The sequence below is a fragment of the Mucilaginibacter endophyticus genome (assembly GCF_003351025.1).
Taxonomy (GTDB): Bacteria; Bacteroidota; Bacteroidia; order Sphingobacteriales; family Sphingobacteriaceae; genus Mucilaginibacter; species Mucilaginibacter endophyticus.
Window position 1 is genome coordinate 1 of sequence record NZ_QPCG01000010.1, and the last position, 22,013, is coordinate 22,013.

The 22,013-nt window shown below is 48.6% G+C and carries 31 protein-coding genes; 14 read left to right on the forward strand and 17 right to left on the reverse strand.

Going from position 1 to position 22,013, the window contains the following annotated elements:
• Nucleotides 1–204, forward strand: a 204-nt coding sequence (locus DUL71_RS28150) for an ATP-binding protein (protein ID WP_161964528.1), incomplete at its 5' end; no start/stop codon positions are given.
• Between the two features lie 212 nt (nucleotides 205–416).
• On the opposite strand, the gene DUL71_RS28155 is transcribed toward DUL71_RS28150, so the two are convergent.
• The 7 genes from DUL71_RS28155 to DUL71_RS28180 all read right to left on the reverse strand — a co-directional run bounded on the left by DUL71_RS28155 (nucleotide 417) and on the right by DUL71_RS28180 (nucleotide 4,947).
• Nucleotides 417–974 (reverse strand): YciE/YciF ferroxidase family protein, encoded by a 558-nt coding sequence (locus DUL71_RS28155; RefSeq protein WP_114941160.1) that lies wholly within the window; start codon nucleotides 972–974, stop codon nucleotides 417–419.
• Nucleotides 975–1,061: 87 nt separating this feature from the next.
• Entirely contained in the window at nucleotides 1,062–1,547 is a 486-nt protein-coding gene (locus DUL71_RS28160) for a DUF421 domain-containing protein (protein WP_114941161.1), read from the reverse strand.
• The gene (locus DUL71_RS32705; protein WP_161964529.1) at nucleotides 1,531–1,707 is read right to left on the reverse strand and encodes an inorganic diphosphatase; all 177 of its coding nucleotides are present in this window, start codon (nucleotides 1,705–1,707) and stop codon (nucleotides 1,531–1,533) included. The genes DUL71_RS28160 and DUL71_RS32705 overlap by 17 nt, the downstream gene beginning before the upstream one ends.
• Entirely contained in the window at nucleotides 1,683–2,027 is a 345-nt protein-coding gene (locus tag DUL71_RS32800; RefSeq protein WP_114941163.1) for an inorganic diphosphatase, read from the reverse strand. Before DUL71_RS32800 ends, DUL71_RS32705 begins: the two co-directional genes overlap by 25 nt.
• The gene (locus DUL71_RS28175) at nucleotides 2,024–2,491 is read right to left on the reverse strand and encodes a low affinity iron permease family protein (RefSeq protein ID WP_114941164.1); all 468 of its coding nucleotides are present in this window, start codon (nucleotides 2,489–2,491) and stop codon (nucleotides 2,024–2,026) included. Before DUL71_RS28175 ends, DUL71_RS32800 begins: the two co-directional genes overlap by 4 nt.
• A gap of 117 nt (nucleotides 2,492–2,608) precedes the next feature.
• Entirely contained in the window at nucleotides 2,609–2,746 is a 138-nt protein-coding gene (locus DUL71_RS32075; protein ID WP_154402495.1) for a hypothetical protein, read from the reverse strand.
• Nucleotides 2,743–4,947 carry a hypothetical protein gene (locus DUL71_RS28180; protein WP_114941165.1) on the reverse strand — a complete coding sequence of 735 codons (2,205 nt, stop codon included), beginning with the start codon at nucleotides 4,945–4,947 and terminating at the stop codon, nucleotides 2,743–2,745. The genes DUL71_RS32075 and DUL71_RS28180 overlap by 4 nt, the downstream gene beginning before the upstream one ends.
• Before the next feature lie 229 nt (nucleotides 4,948–5,176).
• Here DUL71_RS28180 and DUL71_RS28185 point away from each other — a divergent pair, with 229 nt between their 5' ends.
• The 5 genes from DUL71_RS28185 (at nucleotide 5,177) to DUL71_RS28200 (ending at nucleotide 8,566) form a co-directional block, all read left to right on the forward strand.
• Nucleotides 5,177–6,118, forward strand: a complete 942-nt coding sequence (locus DUL71_RS28185; protein WP_114941166.1) for a manganese catalase family protein — start codon at nucleotides 5,177–5,179, stop codon at nucleotides 6,116–6,118.
• Nucleotides 6,118–6,279, forward strand: a complete 162-nt coding sequence (locus tag DUL71_RS32080) for a hypothetical protein (RefSeq protein WP_154402496.1) — start codon at nucleotides 6,118–6,120, stop codon at nucleotides 6,277–6,279. Before DUL71_RS28185 ends, DUL71_RS32080 begins: the two co-directional genes overlap by 1 nt.
• Nucleotides 6,280–6,305: 26 nt before the next feature.
• Nucleotides 6,306–7,436 (forward strand): zinc-dependent alcohol dehydrogenase, encoded by a 1,131-nt coding sequence (locus DUL71_RS28190; RefSeq protein WP_244228857.1) that lies wholly within the window; start codon nucleotides 6,306–6,308, stop codon nucleotides 7,434–7,436.
• Nucleotides 7,433–7,915, forward strand: coding sequence for a hypothetical protein (locus DUL71_RS28195; RefSeq protein ID WP_114941168.1), 483 nt, complete (start codon nucleotides 7,433–7,435; stop codon nucleotides 7,913–7,915). Before DUL71_RS28190 ends, DUL71_RS28195 begins: the two co-directional genes overlap by 4 nt.
• A gap of 177 nt (nucleotides 7,916–8,092) precedes the next feature.
• Nucleotides 8,093–8,566, forward strand: a complete 474-nt coding sequence (locus tag DUL71_RS28200) for a CinA family protein (protein WP_114941308.1) — start codon at nucleotides 8,093–8,095, stop codon at nucleotides 8,564–8,566.
• Nucleotides 8,567–9,100: 534 nt separating this feature from the next.
• On the opposite strand, the gene DUL71_RS32580 is transcribed toward DUL71_RS28200, so the two are convergent.
• The 4 genes from DUL71_RS32580 to DUL71_RS28220 all read right to left on the reverse strand — a co-directional run bounded on the left by DUL71_RS32580 (nucleotide 9,101) and on the right by DUL71_RS28220 (nucleotide 12,556).
• Nucleotides 9,101–9,460, reverse strand: coding sequence for an SDR family NAD(P)-dependent oxidoreductase (locus tag DUL71_RS32580; RefSeq protein ID WP_244228858.1), 360 nt, complete (start codon nucleotides 9,458–9,460; stop codon nucleotides 9,101–9,103).
• Nucleotides 9,461–9,532: 72 nt separating this feature from the next.
• Entirely contained in the window at nucleotides 9,533–10,579 is a 1,047-nt protein-coding gene (locus tag DUL71_RS28210; RefSeq protein WP_114941169.1) for a glycoside hydrolase family 130 protein, read from the reverse strand.
• A complete protein-coding gene (locus DUL71_RS28215) occupies nucleotides 10,576–11,019 on the reverse strand; it encodes a hypothetical protein (protein WP_114941170.1) in 444 nt (147 codons plus the stop codon). The genes DUL71_RS28210 and DUL71_RS28215 overlap by 4 nt, the downstream gene beginning before the upstream one ends.
• Complete coding sequence (locus tag DUL71_RS28220) at nucleotides 11,009–12,556, reverse strand: FAD-dependent oxidoreductase (RefSeq protein WP_114941171.1); 1,548 nt, start codon at nucleotides 12,554–12,556, stop codon at nucleotides 11,009–11,011. The genes DUL71_RS28215 and DUL71_RS28220 overlap by 11 nt, the downstream gene beginning before the upstream one ends.
• A gap of 105 nt (nucleotides 12,557–12,661) precedes the next feature.
• On the opposite strand from DUL71_RS28220, the gene DUL71_RS28225 reads away from it, so the two are divergent.
• Together DUL71_RS28225 and DUL71_RS28230 are read left to right on the forward strand one after the other, a co-directional pair.
• Nucleotides 12,662–13,663 carry an SDR family oxidoreductase gene (locus tag DUL71_RS28225; RefSeq protein WP_114941172.1) on the forward strand — a complete coding sequence of 334 codons (1,002 nt, stop codon included), beginning with the start codon at nucleotides 12,662–12,664 and terminating at the stop codon, nucleotides 13,661–13,663.
• Complete coding sequence (locus DUL71_RS28230; protein ID WP_114941173.1) at nucleotides 13,660–14,160, forward strand: DUF4142 domain-containing protein; 501 nt, start codon at nucleotides 13,660–13,662, stop codon at nucleotides 14,158–14,160. The genes DUL71_RS28225 and DUL71_RS28230 overlap by 4 nt, the downstream gene beginning before the upstream one ends.
• Before the next feature lie 191 nt (nucleotides 14,161–14,351).
• Here DUL71_RS28230 and DUL71_RS32710 read toward each other — a convergent pair whose 3' ends face one another.
• From DUL71_RS32710 to DUL71_RS28240, 4 genes are all read right to left on the reverse strand, one after another.
• A complete protein-coding gene (locus DUL71_RS32710; protein WP_279629802.1) occupies nucleotides 14,352–14,483 on the reverse strand; it encodes a hypothetical protein in 132 nt (43 codons plus the stop codon).
• Between the two features lie 60 nt (nucleotides 14,484–14,543).
• Nucleotides 14,544–14,981 (reverse strand): Hsp20/alpha crystallin family protein, encoded by a 438-nt coding sequence (locus tag DUL71_RS28235; RefSeq protein ID WP_114941174.1) that lies wholly within the window; start codon nucleotides 14,979–14,981, stop codon nucleotides 14,544–14,546.
• 134 nt (nucleotides 14,982–15,115) lie between these two features.
• Nucleotides 15,116–15,286, reverse strand: coding sequence for a hypothetical protein (locus DUL71_RS32085; protein ID WP_154402497.1), 171 nt, complete (start codon nucleotides 15,284–15,286; stop codon nucleotides 15,116–15,118).
• 234 nt (nucleotides 15,287–15,520) lie between these two features.
• Nucleotides 15,521–15,949 (reverse strand): hypothetical protein, encoded by a 429-nt coding sequence (locus DUL71_RS28240; protein ID WP_114941175.1) that lies wholly within the window; start codon nucleotides 15,947–15,949, stop codon nucleotides 15,521–15,523.
• A gap of 86 nt (nucleotides 15,950–16,035) precedes the next feature.
• Between DUL71_RS28240 and DUL71_RS28245 the strand changes: the two genes are divergently transcribed.
• The 5 genes from DUL71_RS28245 to DUL71_RS28270 all read left to right on the forward strand — a co-directional run bounded on the left by DUL71_RS28245 (nucleotide 16,036) and on the right by DUL71_RS28270 (nucleotide 18,931).
• On the forward strand, nucleotides 16,036–16,290 hold the full coding sequence (locus DUL71_RS28245) for a hypothetical protein (protein WP_114941176.1): 255 nt from the start codon (nucleotides 16,036–16,038) through the stop codon (nucleotides 16,288–16,290).
• 370 nt (nucleotides 16,291–16,660) lie between these two features.
• On the forward strand, nucleotides 16,661–17,527 hold the full coding sequence (locus DUL71_RS28250) for a DUF808 domain-containing protein (protein ID WP_114941177.1): 867 nt from the start codon (nucleotides 16,661–16,663) through the stop codon (nucleotides 17,525–17,527).
• Nucleotides 17,528–17,846: 319 nt separating this feature from the next.
• Complete coding sequence (locus DUL71_RS28260; protein WP_114941179.1) at nucleotides 17,847–18,182, forward strand: hypothetical protein; 336 nt, start codon at nucleotides 17,847–17,849, stop codon at nucleotides 18,180–18,182.
• A gap of 18 nt (nucleotides 18,183–18,200) precedes the next feature.
• The gene (locus DUL71_RS28265; protein WP_244228859.1) at nucleotides 18,201–18,617 is read left to right on the forward strand and encodes a DUF1810 domain-containing protein; all 417 of its coding nucleotides are present in this window, start codon (nucleotides 18,201–18,203) and stop codon (nucleotides 18,615–18,617) included.
• A gap of 155 nt (nucleotides 18,618–18,772) precedes the next feature.
• A complete protein-coding gene (locus DUL71_RS28270) occupies nucleotides 18,773–18,931 on the forward strand; it encodes a lmo0937 family membrane protein (RefSeq protein WP_114941309.1) in 159 nt (52 codons plus the stop codon).
• 637 nt (nucleotides 18,932–19,568) lie between these two features.
• Here the strand turns inward: DUL71_RS28270 and DUL71_RS28275 are convergent.
• Nucleotides 19,569–19,769, reverse strand: a complete 201-nt coding sequence (locus tag DUL71_RS28275; protein WP_114941181.1) for a hypothetical protein — start codon at nucleotides 19,767–19,769, stop codon at nucleotides 19,569–19,571.
• A gap of 37 nt (nucleotides 19,770–19,806) precedes the next feature.
• Here DUL71_RS28275 and DUL71_RS32095 point away from each other — a divergent pair, with 37 nt between their 5' ends.
• Entirely contained in the window at nucleotides 19,807–19,962 is a 156-nt protein-coding gene (locus DUL71_RS32095) for a hypothetical protein (RefSeq protein ID WP_154402499.1), read from the forward strand.
• Nucleotides 19,963–21,107: 1,145 nt separating this feature from the next.
• Here the strand turns inward: DUL71_RS32095 and DUL71_RS28285 are convergent.
• Nucleotides 21,108–21,506, reverse strand: coding sequence for a hypothetical protein (locus tag DUL71_RS28285; protein WP_114941183.1), 399 nt, complete (start codon nucleotides 21,504–21,506; stop codon nucleotides 21,108–21,110).
• Nucleotides 21,507–22,013: the final 507 nt, after the last annotated feature.

The following is a 22,013-nucleotide window of genomic DNA, read 5'->3' on the forward strand; positions in this document are numbered from 1 at the left end:
GAAGGCATGGGTGTCCGCGCTGCCGACATAGATAAAATATTTGGCCAGTATTACCGTGTTGATATCGCAGAGACGCGGCAGATATCAGGATTCGGTATAGGGCTATATTTGAGTTCCGAAATAATACAGCGTCACCACGGTAAAATATGGGTTGAAAGCGAGCCAGGGAGAGGCGCTAAATTCTGTTTCACTTTGCCCATTTGATTACTATAACGGCGTCTTGCCCAAAGTTCTTGGCTAATGTTGTTTTATTATTGATTTAATAAATTATATAATAAGACAAACAAAAAGATTCATTGTAAGTTCTCGTTATAAATCAGGTACCGAAGCACTGTATTTACTGATTTGCTCGTAGGACATCGGATAAAAAAAAGGGACACCTTGCGGCATCCCCTGATCAATTTAAACAAAAAAAATTATTCAACCTCCGCAGCAGCGGCTTCGTTTACATAATTCTCGGCTACCTGGGTCAGCAGGGAATCTGCATTTTTTTCTTCGGCCAGGGTTTCATCCAGCAGGCTTTGCGCTTCGCTGTAACCTAAAGTTCCTGCCAAAGTGCGTAGGGTGCCATAAGAGGCGATCTCGTAATGTTCTACTTTCTGAGCTGCCGAAATAATAGCCACATCGCGTACTTCAGTTCCTTTATCCGTATCTGATAACAGTTCAGTCGCCTCTGCTAACAAGCCTTCCATGGCCAGGCATTTTTTAGCGGCCGCTTTTTCACCAACTGAGGCAAACACGCTTTCCAGACGGGTGATCTGGTTCTTGGTTTCTTCCAGGTGGGTAGTGATCGTTTGTTTCAGATCTTCCGAAGTTGCGCCCTTGATCAGTTTCGGTAAGGCGGTAGCTAAATGCTTTTCGGCCCAGTAAATATCTTTCAATTCGTCAACGAATAATTCTTTTAAAGCGCTTTCGGCTTCTTCAGAGCGGCTTGCAGCTGCTGCAGTCGCTTTTTTGTTTGTTTTTGTAGGCATAATGTTAGATTTTAATAGTTTTTGATTTGATTTTTGAATGCGGAATCAATCGCACATAAACAGTACAAATACTATTCCAGTAAGTGCTTATTTTTTTATTGAACTGATCTCGCCGTTGCGTTCCATATAAACTTTTTCGATCTTGTTCATATCCTCGGTCATGGCTGATTTCCGGACGCCCTGCATGATGTCCTCTTCACAAACCAGCGCGTCTTTCATGTGCTCCTGGTTAAATCGCTCTTTTTCGAAAAGTACCATTTTGTCCCCTTCGATGAATCGCCCGAAAGCCTTGCTGTGCGCGATCAGCCAGCCGAACAGCCGGTGCAGCAACACGATCACGAAACAGCAAACCACGACGGGCACGAAGTCAGACGCACCGACGATCGCCCGGCTCATCACTGCACCGAGCGAGATCGTAATGATATTATCCAGGGGCGTCCGCACGCCGAACGAGCGCCGGCCGGAGATCCGGATCAGGATCAGTGCGATAACAAACATGACCACGCCGCGGTCACTCATTTGAAGGGCATTCAAATCCTTGCCTTCGCCAAAAAGTTTAGTCAGTACTTCCATTTTCGATCAGCTTAAAAGCCTGCTCGGCATCCAGCCGGGTGATGACCCGGAATGCCTTGCCGGCCTGTTCATTATAGTTCTTAAAGAAATGTTCCAGTTGGTCCAGGATCGCTTCCGGCAATTCATCCAGGGCATTTACCTCCGAGAACAGCTGGGACACGCCCGGCACGCCGATGAAACGGTCATTCCGAATCGTTTAACCGTCCCGCTCCGTCTGCTCGGCCTGGAGCGCGCCAATGAGGCGGCAATCCACCAGGCAATCCGGAAAGGTGCCGCTTTCCGAAACGATAATGATATCCAGCGGTCGCCGTCCTCCCCTTTGGTACCGGGTATCATGCCGAAGTCAAAAGGGAACACCAAGCCGGCCGGTAGCACCTTGCTGAACTTGAAACGCTGGGCTTCCGGATCATAATCAAATTTCTGGTTATAGCCCTTGGGGCTTTCGACCATGGCGGTTATCATTCTAAATGGTACCATCATTTTGCGGGTTTAGCAATAGCCTTCCGGCTACTGGATTTACGCTGCTGGTTCTCTTCTGCCGCATCAATGGAATGCGTTTTGGTCAGATCGTTTTCCTTTTCTGCTAGGTCGGATAGTTGCCGGTAGAATTTATACAGGTGATCCAGTTCCTCCTCGGTCAGGTCTTCAATGTTAATCATCCGGTTGCTGGTACCTTCATGCGAGGCCAGCAGCTCATTTAGTTTTAAATGGATCGCCTTGGAATCCTTATTCTGCGATTTTTGAATGAGGAAGACCATGAGGAAAGTAACGATGGTCGTACCGGTGTTAATGATCAGCTGCCAGGTCTCTGAATAATGAAATATAGGGCCGGTAACCGCCCAGATAACGATCGTGGCTGCTGCCAGAATAAATGCCGCCGAACTACCGGTAGCCGCCGTCGCCCAATTGGAGAACCGCTCAAAAAAATTGCTTTTCTTTTTCATAATCCGCCGATTTTAATACCTCCTTTTTTGAAACCCTGCAACAAGGCCCGCTGCACACCCATCTTGGTATCCCAAAAACCGTGTGGCGCTACCCACACATTGATGGCCATCACAAAATTATCCTGTTCCAGCTGTGATATCCCGATCCGGCGTTTTCAGGCAGGCCTTATCCTGATCAATGATCTCACTCACCAGCTGCGGCCCGAAACGGATCACCCAGTCATAGGCCTTATCATAGTTTTTTGTCAAGTTCATTTCCAGTCAACATGTATGTGGCTATCACCGGGAATGGTGAATTCCAGGTGACCGTCTTTTGCCTTTTTTCCCTTGATTAACTCTTTTCCGGCTTTCACTTCGAATTCCGGCATTTTACCTTTATCCGTTTTGACGATCAATAACCGGGCATTCAACCTGCCGTCACCCGCGAGTTTGAAGTTTGCCGGGCGATGTTTCTTCGGCGAAAAGCCATAGGTCGGGTAATCGGTATAGATCATAAAGGGTTGGCCGTCCACCTGCATATAGTGCCGCGGCAGAATACCAAAGGCATTGCCTGCCCCGTAAACTTCCTGACCCACAGCGCCGGATTTCTCCCAGCCGTCATGCATGTCTTCGAGCGCGATCCAAAGATTCGGGTCGACCTCGCCGGTCTTCACTTCTTCAGAAAGCATTTCTTTGGGCAGCATCGGCGGGTAATAATAGATCGCCCGGTCCACCAGGTAGCGGATATATTCCGCCATGAGTAATCTTAAGGATGGCAGGACCTCTTCGCCTTCGGCATGTTTCAGGTAATCGTGAAAAGCGCAGAACACTTCTTCCTCTTCATAAGCGGCCGTGTAAGGCGCGTCATTAAGCGGGAACAGCCGGAAGAACGACGGAAAATTTTTGCCGTAGCCATAATTACATTCCCAAAGGCTGGTATTCTGCATGATATTGGCGATACAGAGATAGCTGAGTTCTTTGTAAACTTCCTTTTTAGTGATCTTGTATAGGCGCAGCAGCGCACCGGCCGAGAAGGCGGTATTGTTCGCCTGGTAAAAGAGTTCAAAGCCCAGGCCGTGTAACCTTAAAGCCGACTTTTCGGCTTCAGCGAGGTAACGCTTTTTACCCGTCAGTTCCCAGGCCTGCAGCATGATATGCGCAAACAGCCCCGGCACATCTTTTTCACCACCCTTGCCCGGCTGGGTTTCTGCTTTCACTACTTCCAGCGTATCCATTTTATAGAATACCGGCCAGGTATAGTCAAAGTGATGCGCAACTTTGATCGCGAATTCCAGCGACTCCAGGAATAGCTTTTCAGCCACCTTATCGCCTTTTAAAGCCAGTCGGGACAGGTTCAGCAGCGGATGGTTCAGGTACCAGGAATCCATGACCATGGGTTTCATTTGCTCCTCCCTGGCCTCCATGTTTTCAGCTGACTTTGGGTGCCAGCGCATGATCGTACCCAACTCTTCGTTATAGAATGCGGTCAGCCCATCCTTGATGGTCTTCATCATTTCCAGCTCCGCCGCGGTCCATTCGATATAATCGACCAGGGGCAGCAGGATCGCCAGCTGCACCATTATCTCGGGCGGGGTGTCATAATCGCAGACATAGGCGTTGAAATAATGGTTACCGGCCACTTGTGACCAGCAGCCGGGGCTATCCTGCAGATCTGTCAAACCTTTTTGCAATGTACCCGGCCAGTCTTTATAATTTGTAGGCGGCTTTGGCAGTTGTAAATAAACCGCTGCAGTCAGATCGAGGTATTGCCGCACCATGGCCGCTTCATCGGCCGGCACTTCTTCGCTGAGGGCGATAAAGGCATCACTCAACACATAGCTTTTGCCGGCTTCCAGCGGTTTGTTCTTTATGGTTGGCGGTAAGGCAAAACCGATCTCCGGCCAGGTACCACCCACGGTTTCGCCCGCTGAGGTTTCCGTATCCTGATTATAATCTGCCAGCGCCGTCAGGTTCTGGAGGTACAGCACCGAGCCTGCCTTCGGTCGTGTTAAATTAAAATACAATTGACCGGAGCGGATGCCGACCTGGTTAACCTTAATGCCGCCTTCCGCAAGCAGGTCACTATTTTTAGCGCCAAGCACTACGATATCCCGCGGCCAGTAAGGAAATAATAGCGGCGAGGCGGCCGTGAGAGTTGTGTTCAGGTGGAGAACCGGGTTAGCTGCTGAAGGCAGGGTTACAACAGTGTTGTAGTCGCCTATTAACGAACCAATTTTAAAATTGACCTGGCCGTTTTTATTCAGTACTTTTTTCAGTTCCAGCTGGTCATTTGGTGAGTAGGCCAAACGAAAGGCGATCCGGCTGCCTTTTGGCCAGGCGACGACCAGCCACAAACTGTCCGCGATAAGGTGCACTGTAAACGAATAACCCGCGGCCTGCTGTTCGAACACTGCGGTTAGATTAGGGTCATTTAAATTGGAATTGGCTGTTAACAGCCAGGCTGAGGTTGCATTCATTGTAATAAAAATTTAATCGTTAATCAAAACTTTAATACACCGGGAACGCGCCGGCAAGCGCCCATAAAACGTAGGAACATAACCTATAGTTGTAAGATTTGTTTTCTAATTTCTTAACAAATAAAAAAATTAATTAAAAACATAGTTCTATCACCAGGAGTTGTAAGAGTAACAGCCATTCTTTGAGCCCGATCCCCGATCATTTTCTTTCATCACTAAATAATTACCTATGTTTCACCACGTTAAAGACTTACAATTCAATGCCAGGGTTTCGCGCCCTGACCCACGATTTGCCAACTTGTTATTAGAACAATTTGGCGGCGAAAACGGCGAGCTGGCCGCGGCCATGCAGTACTTCACCCAGGCATTTGGCGCGAAAGTGCCGCATCCTGATAAATATGACATGCTAATGGATATCGCTACCGAGGAATTTTCCCACCTGGAGATCGTCGGTGCGACCATACAGATGCTCCTCAAAGGCGTTAACGGCGAATTAAAAGATGCCGCCGAACAAACCGATTTCATGGTGGCTATGAATGGTAAAGTAGCCAAAGAAAGCGTGATCCACGCGGCTTTAGCAGCTAATCCGCAGTTCCCCATCATCACTGGCGGTGGGCCGACCCCGCGCAACAGTCAGGGTGTGCCCTGGTGTGCGTCTTATATTCATTCTAATGGCGACCTGACGGTCGACCTCCGCAGTAACCTGGCATCGGAATCACGCGCAAAGCTGGTTTATGAACACCTGATGAAATTTACGGATGATCCTTATGTGAAGGAAACACTGTCCTTCCTGATGACCCGTGAAGTGACCCACTACCAAATGTTTGAAGCCGCCCTGAATGATATACAGCCTAATTTCCCGCCGGGCGTATTAGCAGCTGACCCGCGTTACCTGCAGAACGTCTATAACCTTTCTGACGGTGCAGTCCGCGGACCCTGGAATGAAGGTGAGATCAAAGGTATGGGCGTCGAATTCAATTATGTAGCCGATCCTTTACAACAGATTCAGGAAACCGAAGGCCAAAGCAAACTTCCGGAAGATTTCAGTAAAGAACTAAAAGCCAAAGACAAGTTGGACAAGCAAATGAGCGAAACTAAAAGCGCCGAAGTTAAAAATGCGGAGCCGGATGGTGTCGCGCAATGGAGCACTTATAAAGAAAAAGTAAAATAATGGACGAGCACCTGTTCTTAAAAGGCCAGCGGGTTATCACGCCTGAAGGCGAAGGAGAAGTGGCGGATGCCATCGGCGATAACATAGTCGTCAAACTGGATAGCGGCGCCACCCAAACATTTCCTTCGGACGACCTCCAGGATAATAACAGCGCCGGATAAACTTAAATTAAATCATTATGTTAGCCATGAACTACCGCGGCCCTTACCGGGTCCGCACCATTGACAAACCCATGCCGGAGATCCTGCATCCTGAGGATGCGATCATCCGGGTAACGCGGAGCTGCATCTGTGGCTCGGATCTGCATTTATATCATGGTATGGTACCTGATACGCGTGTCGGTTCCACCTTCGGCCACGAATTTACCGGCATTGTTGAAGAGATTGGCCCGCTGGTGCAAAAACTCAAAGTCGGCGACCAGGTGCTGGTTCCTTTTAATATTGCCTGCGGCAAATGCAATTTTTGCAAGCAGGGATTATTCGGCAACTGTCATGAATCCAATCCTATGGCGACCGCGGTCGGCGGTATTTTCGGCTATTCGCATACGGCCGGCGGCTTTGACGGCGGCCAGGCCGAATATGTACGGGTACCTTATGCCGATGTGGGTCCGACGGTCATCCCTGCCGAAATGGACCCTGATGACGCGGTCCTCTTAACGGACGTGGTACCCACCGGTTACCAGGCCGCCGAAATGGGCGGCATCAAGGAAGGCGATACGGTCGTGGTATTTGGCGCTGGTCCCATCGGGATCATGGCGGCGCGTTGTGCCTGGTTCTTCGGCCCCTCCCGCGTTATCATTATTGATCATATCGATTACAGGCTGGAATTTGCTAAAAATTATGCGAAGTGCGAAGCTTACAATTTTAAGGATATGGAAGACCCGGTGGTGTTCCTTAAAAAAACCACCGACTGGTATGGTGCCGATGTTTGTATCGACTGCGTGGGCTGCGAAGCTGAAGGCAATACCCTGCAAACCTTTAGCGGACGTGTGATGCTGATGCAGGCCGGTGCAGCAACCGCTTTTCAATGGGCAGTCAATTCCGTTAAAAAGGGCGGCATTGTTTCTGTGGTCGGCGTTTATGGCCCGCCGTTCAACCTGGCGCCGATCGGTAATATTGTCAATAAAGGAATTACATTGCGTGCGAACCAGGCTTCGGTTAAACGCCTTTTGCCCAAACTGATCGATCACGTTCTCTCCGGACGGCTCGATCCTAAAGGCTTGATCACGCACCGGGTGCCCTTAGCCGAGGTAGCCGATGCCTACCGCCTTTTTTCTTCCAAACTGGATAACTGTATTAAAACTGTATTGATCCCATGAAACCGCTAAACGAAGATTATAAAAACATACCCGGCTGGGGCATGGATGCCGACCCGGAGAATGAGCCTACTTACCCGATGAAAAATTATACGGGCGACGATCATAGCCGCATCAACTACGAGCAGTCTGAACAGCAAGCGCAGGAAGTAGAGATCTTAATGTCCAACGAGCGGCCGGCGATCACCCGGGTATTCGGCACGACCATACCCCCGTCCGGATTGAGCGGGATGATCCGTCGCTATGCCTTCCAGCACAGCGAGGACCGTTATCGCCACTGGATACCATTGTTATTAGCTGACCGCGTCAATGTCGTGGAAGGCCTGGTGGCAGATATCGCCAGCCTGCATATCCCTAATATGATCAAGGAACGCGGCCTGGCCATGGAATGGAAGTATAACCGCGCCGGCCTGCTCAAAAAAGCAGCAGTGGCCGCCTTCACCGGTATCGCCTTATATGCCCTGCTTAAAAGAAAAAAATAATATTCATCTAATGGTAAAGACGCTGATCTGAAAGCCTTCGCGGCTAAGACCGCACCGGTGGTGGAGCATCATCTGGGCGAGATCACCAAGATCCAGGCGGAAATGAAATAATAAATTTAAGTGTATAGTTTTGATCGCCGCCCCTTTTGGGGCGGCTTTCCTATTAACGACTTTGCTATGGAACAAAAGATCGCCGATTGCGCCGAATTGCTGGCTGAACGAAAATTGCGTATTGCCTTCGTGGAGAGCGCCACCGCCGGCTGGCTTTGCTCGGAATTCGCGTTGACCGAACAGTCCGGCCAGGTATTACAGGGCGGGATCACCTGCTATAATGCGGACCTCAAAGAAAACCTGCTGGGCGTGCCGCATTCGCTGATCGAAAAATGCACCCCCGAATCCCAGGAAGTGACCGATGAACTGGCCATGCGCTTAGGGAAACTGATCCCTGCCGATATTACGGTCGCGGTTACGGGTCTGACCACGGCGGGCGGCAGTGAAAACGCCGATAAACCGGTTGGCACTATGTTCGTATCCGCGTTGATCCAAAATCAATTGGTTTCGCGGCGCTATGAATTCAAAGGTAGCTGCGAAGAGATCATCCAGCAAACCATTGTAGCGGCTGCTGAGCTGCTGATCAGTCATGTCTCCTGACCAGGTAAAACCCAAAGCCAAACCGCTTAGCAATGCACCAACAAGATATTTCCGGTGCGCCCTGGGTTCGCCAGGCAGGCCAAAGCCGCCATGCGTGCTCATGCCGTAATCTACGGTGGTAAACAGATTCCCGTCGCTCAGCACGATCGGGTCAGCCGTTTTAAAATACCTGCGCATGACTATCCCTGTCATTTTTGTCATGAAATCCGGGAAGATGGCGTGCGACAATTTCAATAGTAGCTAAGCGCTTCCCACATACGTATTGGAATTATGTACGGCAGCGACCTTCACCATGGCCTGCGCCAACCTTACCGGGTCGTAGACCGGAGGTGCGGGTCTCAGTACTTTACCGGTATGGTTGCCGGCATGCTGGATACCGGGCGTATCCAGAAAGGCAGGGAAAAGGTCGCGGACATAGATATTCGGGAATTTGGTCAGTTCAACTTTGAGCGCCTCCGACCAGCCGCGCAAACCGAACTTAGCTGCTGTATAACCCGCACCGTAAGGGACCGGCAGAAAACCGCCGATAGAATGTTATTGATGACGGTGCCCCAGCTTGCTCTTTGAAAAAGGTAATACCGCATGCGCACCCTTCATATAGCCAAGAAGATTTGTTTTGATCACCTGTTCGTGTACGGCCATCGGCGTTTGATCAAAGTCTCGCGCTGCCAATACACCGCCGTTGTTGAGCAAGACATCAATGCGGTTCTGCCAGTCGATGGCAGTGTTGGCCGAAGCGATCATTGCTTTAGGATCGCTGGTATCGCTGGGAACAACCAGCGCTTGTGCGCCAGATGCTTCACACTCCGCCTTCACCTTCTCCAGCGCGACCTGGTTTCTCGCAGCCAGTACTACGTTGTATGATATTTCGATAATTCTAATGCCGCTGCCCATCCCGCACCGCTGGAAGCGCCAGTAATGACGATGATCTAGCCTTGTAGTTGCTGTAGTTTGTTCATCATCAGTTTAATTTGTTAGGGTAAGAATTTCCTGAATAGAAAAATGGGCGCCGCAGACAAATTCATCGGCGGCACCATAATAGATGGTCAGCTGATCGCCGTTGGTGACATGCCCGTTAGTGAAAACCACGTAACCAAAAAAACCACTGAGTTCATAGGCTTCGGTCGGCACCATGATCGGATCTTTGGCACGGCCGATTACCTTAGATGGATCGTTCAGGTCCATCAGGAAAGCGCCCAGGCAATACTGGTGTTCGGCATTGGCACCGTGGTAAATCTCCAGCCATCCCTTTTCGGTGCGAATCGGCGCTGCGCCGGCACCCACACGGGCACTGTCCCACATGCCAGGCCGGGTTTTGATCAGACATTGATGGTTGCCCCATTGGCGGGTATCAGAGGATTCGGCCAGCCAGATATAGTTACCGCCGATCTCTTTACTGCTGGGGCGGTGCAGGCAATAATATTTATCATTGATCTTTTCTTCAAAAATGGCGCAATCTTTATTATGCGGCGGCAGGATCATCCCGACGGATTCAAAATGCTGCCAGTCTGTGGTGATTTTTAAACCAACACCAACTCCGCTGTCAGAAACGGCGGTGTAGGTGAGGTAATAAGTATCCTTGATTTGTGTTACCCGGCAATCTTCGATGCCGAAACGTTCGAGATAGCCCTCGCCAAACAAGGAGGCATTGGCTGACGGCTCTGAGAAATGAGTACCGTCTTCGCTGCACAATAAGCGGAGGTGTGAAACGGTGGTCAGGTAATCCAGGCCTTTATAGCTGATCACGCGGGCGTCGGTCGCAATCAGGTCGGGATCGCTGAGCGGCACCTCGATAATCTCGGTATTGCCCGTGGCATTGAGCGCCGGGAAAAAGATCACGCCTTCTTTATGCGCGACCCCTTCGGCTACCCGTACCAGCAGCCAGGTTTTGCCCTGAAAACGAAAGACACCCGGGTTGAGTAAACTGATAATCTGCAAACCTTCATTGCTCGGTTTCAGGTCTTTGGGCAACAGTAAAGGGTTTTCGGTGAAACGACGGGCAATATCTTTCATATTTTGCGCAGGATTTGGTAACCGATTCCCGCAAATACGGCGAAGACAATATGCGCCGGTATCAATTGCAGGTAATATTTATTAAAACTCAACGCCGGCGACAACGGGTGCATTTTGAAAGTGGCCTTCCAGATAGCGACGGCAAATATCCCGCTGATCCCGCCCAGCCATAGGCTGGTTTTCCTGTCCGGTTTTAGTTTTCCTTTACGCCATAGTTCCACGTAAACCAGCGCGAAGAGGAGCCCTACCGCGTAATGCCCCAGCCAGCCCAAGGCCTGGCTTTCTTGCTTATCCACCTTCGGGATCAGCCGGCTGGCCAGTTGGCCCAGCCGCTCGGGTTCGCTGAAGTTGTCACCGTCGGCCAGGGAGACCAGGTAACTAAACAGCGTCATGAACGTGGTCCCGGTGACGCCCGAAAGTAAAACGGCTTTAGTTTTCATCCTGCGCGATCTTTAGTAAACCTTTGGTAGCCGGACCGGTCAATACGTTGCCCTCAATATCATAACGGGCACCATGGCAGGGACAGTCCCAGCTTTTTTCTTCGCCGTTCCAGTTCACAATACAGGCCGCATGGGTACATACCGGGCTAAGCGCATGAACTTTTCCTTCATCGTCACGATAAGCCGCGATCTTTTGCCCGTCCACTTCCACGACCTTTCCTGTGCCCGGCTGCAATCTTTTCAGCGAATCGGTCTCATGGACCTGGAGACGATCGGCGACAAAATGATAGGCCACGTCAGCGTTCTCTTTGACAAATTCGCTGAAACTATCCATTGGTTTAATGCGTGCCGGGCTGAATAATTTTTCGTACCGGCTTCCTTTTTTTAGGATCAGGTCGCTGAGTATTTTCCCGGCCACGCTGCCGAGCATCATCCCGTTGCCATTATAGCCGGTGGCGCAATAAATACCCTCCGCCGCCATCGGCATTTGTCCGATGTACGGTAAACCATCTACCGGAACATAATATTGCGATGACCAACGGTATTTCACCGAGGATATACTATAGTACTTGCGGATATATTTTTCGAGATCATCGAAAGCTTTTTCCGGATCTTCATGACCGGTCTTGTGATCGAGGCCGCCAACTAGTAGTAATTGTTCGCCATTAATAAGATGTGTGCGTACATAATGATAAGGTTCCTGCGTATCGTAGATCAGCGCGTCAGGGTATTTGCCGCTTTTGAGTTTAACCGCCATCACGTAACTGCGATAGGGTGCGCATTCAAAGTTGAACAGGTTAATGTTCGGCGGCATGTGCGTGGCGTAGATAACGGCTTTAGACCGGATATTGCCGGACGCTGAACTGGCCGTGTGGACACCGTCACCGGTTTCCACGCCGGTGATCAGCATGTTTTCCCGTATACTGCCGCCGGCAGCCAGAAAAGCCTTTTGGAGACCTTGTACATATTTCAAGGGATGGAACTGGGCCTGCCCGTCCCAGATCAGTGCTTTTTGAAAAGGGACAGGCGTGGGGACTTCTTTGGAATAGCTAACGGCCACACCCACCTTGACAGCGCCTTCGTAGATCTCATCGAGTTGTTTTACTTCATTTTCGTTCTCGGCATAAAGGTAGCCCGGTTTGCTTTCCAGGTCACAGTCGATCTTCAGCGCCGCAGCCTGATCTTTGATCAGCGTAAAACCTTCGGCGATGGCTTCTTTAAATAATTTGGCACCTTCTTCACCGAAAGCACTTTCAGCTTCGGGATAAGTGGTATCAGCGAACGTGTTGATATGCGCACTGGTACCGCCGGTTGTGCCGAAGCCCAGCGTATACGCGTCCGCAATAATGACCTGTTTGCCGGCCTGCTGTAACAACAGTGCGGCCGTCATCCCCGTGATGCCGGCACCGACGACCAGCACATCAAATGACGGTGTGCTTGCGTTATTTGCAGCTGTTTTCAGATCAGTTATACCGTTTTGCCAGGGGCTTTCCTGCACGCCGTCGCGCGCGATGATCGGGTTTGTTTGTGTTGCCATGATCCTACTACAACAAGAACCGCGCCTGTGTTTCAAGCTATTTCACATATTATTAAACAAAAAAATTTACTGCAAGTTAAACATAGACATCAATACCGGGTATCTATGAACAACAACGATAAAATGACACGAAGACAAGTGGTAGCCGGTTTAGGTGCTACGCTGGCGGCGGTAGCCGTATCGCCCGCGTTGGGCGCTTCACCCGTGAGCGCAGCAGACGGACCGGCGAAGATCAGCGACCCCACCAAACTCTATCCCAAGCCACCCTTTAAAAGCCAGCCGCAACCCTGGCCCGGCTTGCAAAGCAAGATGGACCCGGTACCGGATTGCGGGGAAACCAGTTACAAAGGTTCCGGCAGGCTGATTGGCCGCAAGGCGCTGATCACCGGCGGTGATTCCGGCATGGGCCGGGCAGCTGCGATCGCTTACGCCCGCGAGGGCGCGGACGTCGCGATCAACTATTACCCGACAGAAGAACAAGACGCACAGGAAGTAATTGCCTTAATTAAAAAAGAAGGTCGTAAAGCGGTTGCTATTCCCGGTGACCTGCGCAGTGAAGATTTCTGCAGATCACTGGTGCATAAAGCGATCGCCGGTTTAGGCGGGCTGGATATCATCGTGAACAATGCCGGGCGCCAGCAATCGATCAACTCTATCGCGGATGTGACCACCGAGGAATTTGATTCGACCATGAAGACCAATATTTACGCGCCGTTCTGGATTATCCGGGAGGCGCTGCCGCATCTGCCGCCGGGCTCGGCGATCATTGGCACCACCTCCGAACAGGCCTATGATCCTTCGCCCGATCTGTATGCCTATGCACAAACCAAGGCTGCGACGATGAATTATGTCAAATCTTTGGCCAAACAGTTGGGTCCAAAAGGCATACGCGTCAATGGTGTAGCTCCCGGCCCGATCTGGACCGCTTTACAGATCAGCGGTGGTGCACAGTCGGAAAAACAGCAGATGTTCGGTAGCTGGACGATGTTGGGCAGGCCGGGACAACCGGCGGAACTGGCATCCATCTATGTACAGTTAGCCGCTGCTGATGCCAGCTTTGCCAGCGGGCAGGTGTATGGTTCCTCAGGAGGGGTCGGACAGCCATGAGAAAGCTATTACTATTTGTTTTACTGGGTTTTGGCGCAGCCGCTAAAGCCCAGATCCCACAGCCGGACCCGGATACCACGGCTAAACATTTCCTCATCGTAGCCAGCATCAAGAATTTGCAGGAAGTCAGTGCCGGACAACAGGCCCCACAAAAAGCGATGCGCCCCGATGTTAAGGCTTTTGGCCAAATGATGGTCAAAGACCATAGCGACGCGGAGCAAAAACTATTGGCTTTGGCAAAAAGTCGAGGAATCGTTTTGCCGCCGGCGGCTACCGGTGGTATCAAGCCGGATCTAATGCTGGAACAGGCTGGCGCAAAATTTGATAAATTATATGTACACGGCATGGTCAGCGGTCATCAGAACACGATTGAAGTTTTTGAGAATTATGCCACGACGGGTAAGGATCCGGCCGTGAAGGCGCTTGCCCAGCAAATGCTCCCAACGCTGAAGCATCACCTGATGGAGATCAAGGCCATCGATGAAAAGTTGAAATAATAAATAGGCGGGATGATGTCCCGCCTATTTTATCGCATTTCCTCCAGATTTTTGAGCCGGAAGATCTCCCGCGCGATAAGTTTGCTATTCGTACCCAGTTCCTCCAGCGTACAACAGATCGTTCTGATTTTTACCGGTAGTTCGTTCACGGTTTCCATTAAGTCAATGTGCAGCAAGCAGCCATCTTTGATCTATTCGGTCCCTTTTAGCTGACGGAATAATCCGTACGCCGCCTCGCGGTCATTGCCGAAGAAATATTGTCCATAATCACTGAACCCTTGCGGTGTTTTTAAACTCAACAGGATATAAAATTGCGTTTCCATAGTCATATTAAAAGCAAGAGCCCCTGATACAGGAGCTCTTGTATAAAAAACTATTTACACTTATTTGATCTCGATCTGGCGGCGCACCGCTTTGGCCTCTTCGCGTTTGGCGATATCAATGCGGAGGATACCATCGGTATAACTGGCCTCGATCTGGCTGTGGTCAGCGCTGTCCGGCAAAGTAAAGGAACGCACAAAAGAACTGTAGCTATATTCACGCTTGCTGTAATTCTTTTGCTGGTCGTTTTGTTCTGCCTGTTGTTCCACCGCAATGGCCAGCTGGTTGCGATCCAGGTTCAGTTTGAAATCTTCTTTTTTCAAACCCGGCGCGGCCAGTTCCACGTGGTAATTGTTCTCGCTTTCGCTGATGTTTACTGCGGGGACGCGGGTGATCATGCGGTCGTTAAAGAAAGTGTCGTTAAAGATGGAATCAAAAACATCATTAAAGCCTGGCATTAATGAGTTGTTAGCTTTGTTGTTGAATTTAACTAAGGTCATGGCCTTCTCTATTTAAAAGTTGAACAATAAGATTAATTAAACTATAAAATTCTTAACAAGCGCTGTGCCAGCCCCTTGACACTGAAAAAATTACATTTTTTCGCTGCAAAATTTTTAGCGCCCGTGTCAAATTTTCAGTTCCACATCGTTCCGGCCAGGCCCAGTACCAGGGCTATCCACAGGCCGATACAATAGCCAATAAAGCTTAATAACCGGAACAGTTTGCTCACCCCGCCTGCCAGGCTCCGCAAAGGTTCGGTGGCATCATAACAGGCGCCGGTTACCGCGCCCAGAAACGGTGTCAACAATAATAGGTTTGATCCGCCAATAATCCCCCCACGCAGGGTTCCCTTTGCCTGCGGCGATCACGAAAAGCACACGATCACTAAACCGGCAATAGCCCCGAATAAAAGACGTTTATTAAAAGCTGGCGTAAAAAAGGGTCGGTTGGTTAATTGATTTGCTATCATAAAAGTACTTAGGATACCAAGTTTATTTTATTATCGATGCGCACAAATTTATTTTCCGCCTTGCCAAAGTTACCCGGCTAAGCCCATTTTTTGGCTTGCAATCTCCTGTCTGTTAAATGAATAAATAAGTTGTTCCCTGCCGTGCTTTTCTTCCGGATCGGTCAGCAGGCTAGCAGTCAGTCCGATTATACCCGCCGCCAGCAAAGCATTGCGGGCGGTTTTTTTTCGGGAAAAACCCAGCAGCCAGGGTGCTGCCAGCGCCAGGCAGCTGACCGAAAGGTCAATGGCCAGGTGCGCTTTGAACGGCAAAAGCGGGATCAAACCCCAGCGCGCTTTGGTAAGCAGTGTATAGGTTAGCGCGCCTGCGCCCAAGCTCCGGCATAAAACTTTTGCTGTTTCCCGTTTCCGGAAGCCTGCCAGTTCGGGCAGCACAGGTACGATAGCCGCGTAAGTATAATCGATCAGTCCGTGCAGGTTTTTTGAGATGGGTTTGTTCATGATTTTTTCGTTAAGGGAAAATAGTTTTCATTTTAACCAACAATAGGTATCGACCTTTGTTCCACCTTTAACTAAAACAAATTCCCATGGAAAATCAGCAAGACCTAAAAAGCGAAGGCAAAGTAGCTACCGCCATTGAAGAGCAAACGGCTAAATTTCCTTCTGACCTGTTCCTTTGGGCTGCCCTGGGATCGATGGCGGTATCACTGACCCTGAAGATCATGGGCAAGAAGCATACGGCTTTATTTGTCGGCCAGTGGGCCGCACCTTTCCTGCTGCTCGGTATTTATAACAAGCTGGTAAAACTGGAAGGCCACGACCAAACTGACAAGGGCGAATAAACTTGGCAACGGTGAAGCCGAATAAGATCCTTTGGATACTAGCCTTTGCCTGCCTGATCGATTGAATCGGGTTCGGTATCGTAATCCAGCTGATCTACAGCTACGGTAAAAAGTTCGGCATCGATAAAGAATTGTTGGGCCTACCGACCGGCTGATGGGCATTAACAGTCCTATACTTCCATTGGACAAGCAGTGGGTCCGGCTATCGCAGGCGTGGCAGCGCATTTATCGGTACATGCGGCATTCTTCCTGTCAGCCGCATTGATCTTGGCGGCGCTGGTAGTCAGCTTCGGCTGAAAAAACGGGAATCGCCGGCCGGTTGAATTTATCATTTAGGAAATTCCTTAGCTTTACCCAATATTAAAACACGATGGCGTCAGGATTTTTTGCGGTACTGGATGATATTGCGTCGCTGATGGATGATGTCGCGGTCAACACCAAGGTGGCAGCAACAAAAACCACAGGCATCCTGGGCGATGACCTGGCGGTTAATGCGGAAAAGGCGACCGGATTTTTAGCGTCCCGGGAGTTGCCGGTATTGTGGTCGATCACCAAAGGCTCGCTGCTCAACAAGCTGATCATTGTCCCTATCGCTTTGGTATTGAACGCCTTTTTGCCAGCGGCTATCCAAGTCATCCTGGTGCTGGGCGGGTTCTACCTGGCTTATGAAGGGGTAGAAAAGATCATCGAGTTCTTTTTTCACCGTCACCAAACGCCGCAGGCAGTAAAGACGGAACCCGATCCCGCTAACGCTGAAAAATCCAAGGTCAGAGCCGCGGTCACTACAGATTTTATCCTGTCTATCGAGATCGTCATCATTGCATTGGGCACGGTACTTGAAGAAACTCTCACCGTGCAGATCATCACCGTAGCTGTAGTTGCAATGCTGGCAACGATCGGCGTTTACGGGATCGTAGCCCTGATCGTTCGGATGGATGATGCAGGTTACCATTTGATCCGGAGCTCCAGGAATAAAGGAGTTGTCTCCGCCCTGGGTAACTTGCTGGTAAAAGCTTTGCCGGTCGTGATCAAGCTTTTAGGCATCGTGGGTACTATTGCGCTTATACTGGTCGCCGGTGGAATATTTTTACATCACGCGACATATTTTCATGAACTTTTTTCGGCTTCGCCAGTGGTTCTTACCGAATTCGTGCTGGGTGCGGGCGGCGGTTTGATCGCTGTGGCCCTCATGACAGGCGGTAAAAAAATGATCGAACTTCTCAGGCATGCCCGCTAAAAGCGGTAAAGCGTAAGCGTATCGTTTTAGAGGCTTACAACTTTTCGCACTTACTATTGTTAAACGTAGGAACGGAACACGAACAGCATTGTTACTTTAACGAAAAAAGCATGAATAAATTTTTCCGAGCGATCATTGCGGCCTGGGGGGCCAGGAAGCTGGGCGGTGGCTGTTTGTCCACGATCGTCATATTTGTCATTATTTATGTAGCCCTGGGTCAGTGCAACCGTAGCCGGGCCGAGGCAGTACCTGAAAAAACCCGCCCGGTAGCCGTCTGCGGGGCTTATCCCAAATCTTTAACCACAGATACCATCAAACCATGAGCCTGACCGACGAAGAATTCCATGAAGCCTACCATCCGCTGCAGGTGCCGGCGCACTTCGATGCCGCGGATACGCAGCAAAACCAATTGATCTTTGCCCTGGCCGAACTGGGTGAAGCCACCGCGGAACAGGTAGCTGCGGAAGTAAAGCAATTACAAGGCCGCGATCTTGATGAACAGCAACAGGCTTTTATACCCGAGACACTGAAAGCACTGTTGATAAGGGGCTGCTTAATGGCACGGAAGAAGGCGGTGCCATTGTTTACAACCTGCACAAGATCACCCGGGCCAACGACGGCGCTACTGATCCGGACCTGCTGGCACCGGGATTAGATTGAGCAGGAAAATCACTTGAAACGTTTTCTGGACGCGCAGCAGCGTGACTATGCGACCGCGCTGGCTGAGATCAAAATCGGCCGGAAGCGCAGCCACTGGATGTGGTATATCTTTCCGCAACTCGCTGGACTCGGCTACAGTGATATCCCCAAACGCTACGCCATCAGAGACCGCGAAGAAGCGATCGCTTATTTGAACCACCCAATCCTGGGTAAAAGACTTTCTGCGATCTCGCAGGCCTTACTGATTTTACCGGGAAATAATGCCACGCAAATCATGGGCAGCCCCGACAACATGAAGCTCCGCTCGGCGATGACCCTCTTCGCCCTGCTGCCGGACGCTGATCCGGTGTTCGAAGCTGTCCTCAAAAAATTCTTTGACAGTGAAAAAGACCCCGCCACGATACAGTTGCTGAGCTATCAGCATGATTAGGCGGGAGGACTTACCCTTCTGAACCTGTCCATTAAACTAAGCGGCGAGGCCCCGCTTTGCTACACTAAAAGGGACTGATCCGGCAGGAATTGCTAACTGCCCCTGGTGGTACCACATTTGCAGACGTAGTTTATTATTCATTTAAAACAACTACCATGAGATCATTATTGTATATTATCGCTGTCATCCTGATCATTGGCTGGGCGATCGGAACTTTTGCCTATGCCGCCAGCGGGCTTATTCATATTTTGCTGGTCATTGCTATCATTTCGCTAGTGCTGGGTTTCCTGCGCAGGGATACAACCGCGGTATAATAATATATAAACTATCATTGACAAGTGCCCGGTCAACACCGACTAAATGGTTAAGCGACATAATTATTTTTTTACCCTTGAAACATTAGTGGAAAGCAGTTGTCATATACCCGTTCATCAGTTTGAACATGTTTAATTAATAGGAGAGAGGGGCGACAGCGAGTGTTTCCCCTTTTTTAATTGAAGTGTAATAAGTTTTTTAAAGTATCGTAAAACAGATACTCTAAATTAAATATTGGTAGAATCACTGCAATTCGCCAGCCTGCTTTTTCCAATTAAAGTTTCAGGTTTAATTTCAACACCTCATCAGCATAATACATCATCCCGATTGACTTATTTACCGTTCCTAATTTTATTGATTTGAGAATATCCAGTATTGAGGCTGTTTACTATTGGCGAACGCTGATTTTTTGCAGGTTGCGGTATCTTCGAAATTGCCGCTCAATATAAATAAAGCAATAGATAATTCTTATCGATCTGTTCGGGCTATTTGAATGAATAGGATAATGTAAACGTCATACCATTAAAGGACTTAATCAAGTTAATCTATATAAAATATACTGTTTCCCGGTGTTTTCTTATTATTTCATTAAAAAATTGATAAGCGCGTGGTTAGCCTTTTTCTCTTCGCCGAGGTTTAACCGAAGGTTTTAAGCTTTTTTACATCTTCTCTGGATAAGCGTGCAATGAATGTATCGCTTATGAAGATTTTAATTAGCGGGCTATCATCACTGTTAATTTCGATGTGATTAGGTTCATCAATTCTGTTTTTTTCACAAAGTTCATCAATGGCATCATTAAATGCTGCGACATTTGAAATATTAACTTTAAAATTCATATCCCTATTTTTTCATAAATATATATTAACTTTAATAATGGAAGAACCTTATAAAGGAATTTTATTAGCTTGGGCCGCATTTTTAACAGCATTTGCGATTGTTGCCATTATGATAATTATTTTTATAAAGCCAGAATTCGGCCCCTTACCTCCGGGGGGAGAACCTATTCCATGTCTTGACCCCGGTCGTTAACGGGTGAAACAAATGGGGTACTGCACCCTTTCCTCCAACCAGAAATAGAATCAGCGCTATAAATCCTTTTGAAAAGAGTGCCGGAAGAATCAGAGCAGGTGATCTTCGGGTTCTATCGAGGAAATTGTTAATTGCCCCGCCTCCTTATCTTCTTTCCTAATTCTTAGAACTATCGGACTGATTTCTTGTTTTTAAAGGCCCGTCGCGCACGCCACTAAATCCGCCCGAGCCACACAATTTCCTGCCTTTCTTCTAGGAGCACAAGGCTGCATGAGGGCACGATTACGCTTCCTTCTTCTGGCTTTGGCCCTTCAGGTTGATTTTCATTTTCATGAAGAATCGGGTCACGGGCGAGGGAATATTGGCGGCAAGGTCGGTACCAGACAACCACGGATTGGGGGGCAGGGCAATAACTTGGTATAGATTACCCGCATTTTAAAAGAGTTGCCGCAAATTTTACCACAGAAACAGGAACAAAACATGCTGAAAATCATTAATTCATGAATTCATAAAAAACCACGCTTCTAATGAAGCGTGGCCAAAAAGCTAGTTATTTAATACCCCTATTAAAATAACATAATAACTAAAATACCATATTTTCAGGAAAATTCCAAATGGCAATAGAGCAAATACAAAATCCCGTCGGTGGGGCAGGTTATGTTTACTGAAAATACTTAACTCGTTTTAGCAAATATGTTAGGTATTTAAAATTAATGAAATGAATAAACTGTAAACTTTTACGGCTTGTTTCGAATGTATGAAAGATCTTAATTCTAAAAATTAACTAAACTGGATATAACCCATGTGTTTTAACACACGTTAAAGTGTCATGCCCGTTTCTATCTTTCAAAATGACTATAAAAGGAATATTCTTTGCCCCAAGTGCAGGAGTATCACAACCAAAAGGATTCCTAAAGAAAGAATTGTAAAAGCCGTGTTTTTTTGGATGCCGGTTAAAAGGTTTATGTGCACTAAATGCCATAATAAATTTTACATCAGGGAGGAGTAGTAAATCAACAGGGATCTGCTTAATTGTTGTCTGAATTTTTATTTTGGCGAACACTTTTTACTTATTGGACTGGAGGTAACAATTATTGTAAATCATTTATTACAGCGATAATCAAAAACGCGACTGACTGTAAAAATTACACAGTAGACTGGAGATTATGATGAATGAGACCACACCATTTCGGCGCAAGCGTATACTCCAAATTGCCGCGTATCAAAAATTTAGGCAGCATATCCTTGATCTCCTCTGGCATTTCACAATCTGCTAAAGGGTTGTTGTTGGTAAAGCAACTGACTTGGTGTTTCAGTTCTAGTAAGTGCCGGTCCTTCGGGGTTACTGACAGACAGATCACCTTTACTGCAAGCGGAAATTTCATCTCCGCTTTCAGTTCCGGAAAATCATTCATGATCTCATCGTCCACGACCGTTCCAAGAAAGCGGGCTACGACCTGATTACGTATAGTATCGCTTTGCGGTCCTTTTTTATAATTATAGGCTTCGTCGATCAACCAACAAGCCGCACCTGATATCCCCATTTATTACTGCACCGGGCTACCTGTAAAAGATAGCTTACGCACCATTAGATATCACGAGATGCAGCTTTCCGCAATTGATGGAAGTGCGGCCTTCAGGCAATTCCCCCCCGGGAAATATCACTTTACTGCATCTGGTTTTTTGAAGTCTGCCCATAAATCAGTGGGGGCGGATACTGATATTTCGGTAAGAAAGCGTTACCGGGATGAAAGTAATTATCAGATCCTGCTCCCTCTTCGTTAAATTAAGTTCGGATACAGAAAATGCCTTTTGGTGTTTTCTGTATCACCCGGGCTCGTTGTTGTGCAAAAAAATAAATTGCAAAATACTGCAGATCGATTCTTGGGGATTTAGCTTTTCTGTATCGTAGTCGGACATTTCGGCATGCGTTAATGGACCGGCAGGAATAAATACGGGACCATGAAGGAGTTATAGCAACCAAAGCCGGGTTGTCCGGCCCGGCGGAGGAATTAATCAACTATATGAAGGTACAATGGCAGTTTGCCATT

Excerpts from the sequence above, each read along its gene's own strand:
- DUL71_RS28275 (WP_114941181.1), bottom strand. The coding sequence starts at position 19,769 with ATGAATTTTAAAGTTAATATTTCAAATGTCGCAGCATTTAATGATGCC.
- DUL71_RS28270 (WP_114941309.1), top strand. The coding sequence starts at position 18,773 with ATGAGATCATTATTGTATATTATCGCTGTCATCCTGATCATTGGCTGG.
- DUL71_RS28220 (WP_114941171.1), bottom strand. The coding sequence starts at position 12,556 with ATGGCAACACAAACAAACCCGATCATCGCGCGCGACGGCGTGCAGGAA.
- DUL71_RS28225 (WP_114941172.1), top strand. The coding sequence starts at position 12,662 with ATGAACAACAACGATAAAATGACACGAAGACAAGTGGTAGCCGGTTTA.
- DUL71_RS28155 (WP_114941160.1), bottom strand. The coding sequence starts at position 974 with ATGCCTACAAAAACAAACAAAAAAGCGACTGCAGCAGCTGCAAGCCGC.
- DUL71_RS32800 (WP_114941163.1), bottom strand. The coding sequence starts at position 2,027 with ATGATGGTACCATTTAGAATGATAACCGCCATGGTCGAAAGCCCCAAG.
- DUL71_RS28200 (WP_114941308.1), top strand. The coding sequence starts at position 8,093 with ATGGAACAAAAGATCGCCGATTGCGCCGAATTGCTGGCTGAACGAAAA.
- DUL71_RS28175 (WP_114941164.1), bottom strand. The coding sequence starts at position 2,491 with ATGAAAAAGAAAAGCAATTTTTTTGAGCGGTTCTCCAATTGGGCGACG.
- DUL71_RS28240 (WP_114941175.1), bottom strand. The coding sequence starts at position 15,949 with ATGAACAAACCCATCTCAAAAAACCTGCACGGACTGATCGATTATACT.
- DUL71_RS28230 (WP_114941173.1), top strand. The coding sequence starts at position 13,660 with ATGAGAAAGCTATTACTATTTGTTTTACTGGGTTTTGGCGCAGCCGCT.
- DUL71_RS32080 (WP_154402496.1), top strand. The coding sequence starts at position 6,118 with ATGGACGAGCACCTGTTCTTAAAAGGCCAGCGGGTTATCACGCCTGAA.
- DUL71_RS28235 (WP_114941174.1), bottom strand. The coding sequence starts at position 14,981 with ATGACCTTAGTTAAATTCAACAACAAAGCTAACAACTCATTAATGCCA.
- DUL71_RS28190 (WP_244228857.1), top strand. The coding sequence starts at position 6,306 with ATGAACTACCGCGGCCCTTACCGGGTCCGCACCATTGACAAACCCATG.
- DUL71_RS28250 (WP_114941177.1), top strand. The coding sequence starts at position 16,661 with ATGGCGTCAGGATTTTTTGCGGTACTGGATGATATTGCGTCGCTGATG.
- DUL71_RS28210 (WP_114941169.1), bottom strand. The coding sequence starts at position 10,579 with ATGAAAGATATTGCCCGTCGTTTCACCGAAAACCCTTTACTGTTGCCC.
- DUL71_RS32075 (WP_154402495.1), bottom strand. The coding sequence starts at position 2,746 with ATGAACTTGACAAAAAACTATGATAAGGCCTATGACTGGGTGATCCGT.
- DUL71_RS28195 (WP_114941168.1), top strand. The coding sequence starts at position 7,433 with ATGAAACCGCTAAACGAAGATTATAAAAACATACCCGGCTGGGGCATG.
- DUL71_RS32095 (WP_154402499.1), top strand. The coding sequence starts at position 19,807 with ATGGAAGAACCTTATAAAGGAATTTTATTAGCTTGGGCCGCATTTTTA.
- DUL71_RS32580 (WP_244228858.1), bottom strand. The coding sequence starts at position 9,460 with ATGGGCAGCGGCATTAGAATTATCGAAATATCATACAACGTAGTACTG.
- DUL71_RS28185 (WP_114941166.1), top strand. The coding sequence starts at position 5,177 with ATGTTTCACCACGTTAAAGACTTACAATTCAATGCCAGGGTTTCGCGC.
- DUL71_RS28160 (WP_114941161.1), bottom strand. The coding sequence starts at position 1,547 with ATGGAAGTACTGACTAAACTTTTTGGCGAAGGCAAGGATTTGAATGCC.
- DUL71_RS32710 (WP_279629802.1), bottom strand. The coding sequence starts at position 14,483 with ATGGAAACGCAATTTTATATCCTGTTGAGTTTAAAAACACCGCAAGGG.
- DUL71_RS28215 (WP_114941170.1), bottom strand. The coding sequence starts at position 11,019 with ATGAAAACTAAAGCCGTTTTACTTTCGGGCGTCACCGGGACCACGTTC.
- DUL71_RS28245 (WP_114941176.1), top strand. The coding sequence starts at position 16,036 with ATGGAAAATCAGCAAGACCTAAAAAGCGAAGGCAAAGTAGCTACCGCC.
- DUL71_RS28180 (WP_114941165.1), bottom strand. The coding sequence starts at position 4,947 with ATGAATGCAACCTCAGCCTGGCTGTTAACAGCCAATTCCAATTTAAAT.
- DUL71_RS28260 (WP_114941179.1), top strand. The coding sequence starts at position 17,847 with ATGAGCCTGACCGACGAAGAATTCCATGAAGCCTACCATCCGCTGCAG.
- DUL71_RS28285 (WP_114941183.1), bottom strand. The coding sequence starts at position 21,506 with ATGGGGATATCAGGTGCGGCTTGTTGGTTGATCGACGAAGCCTATAAT.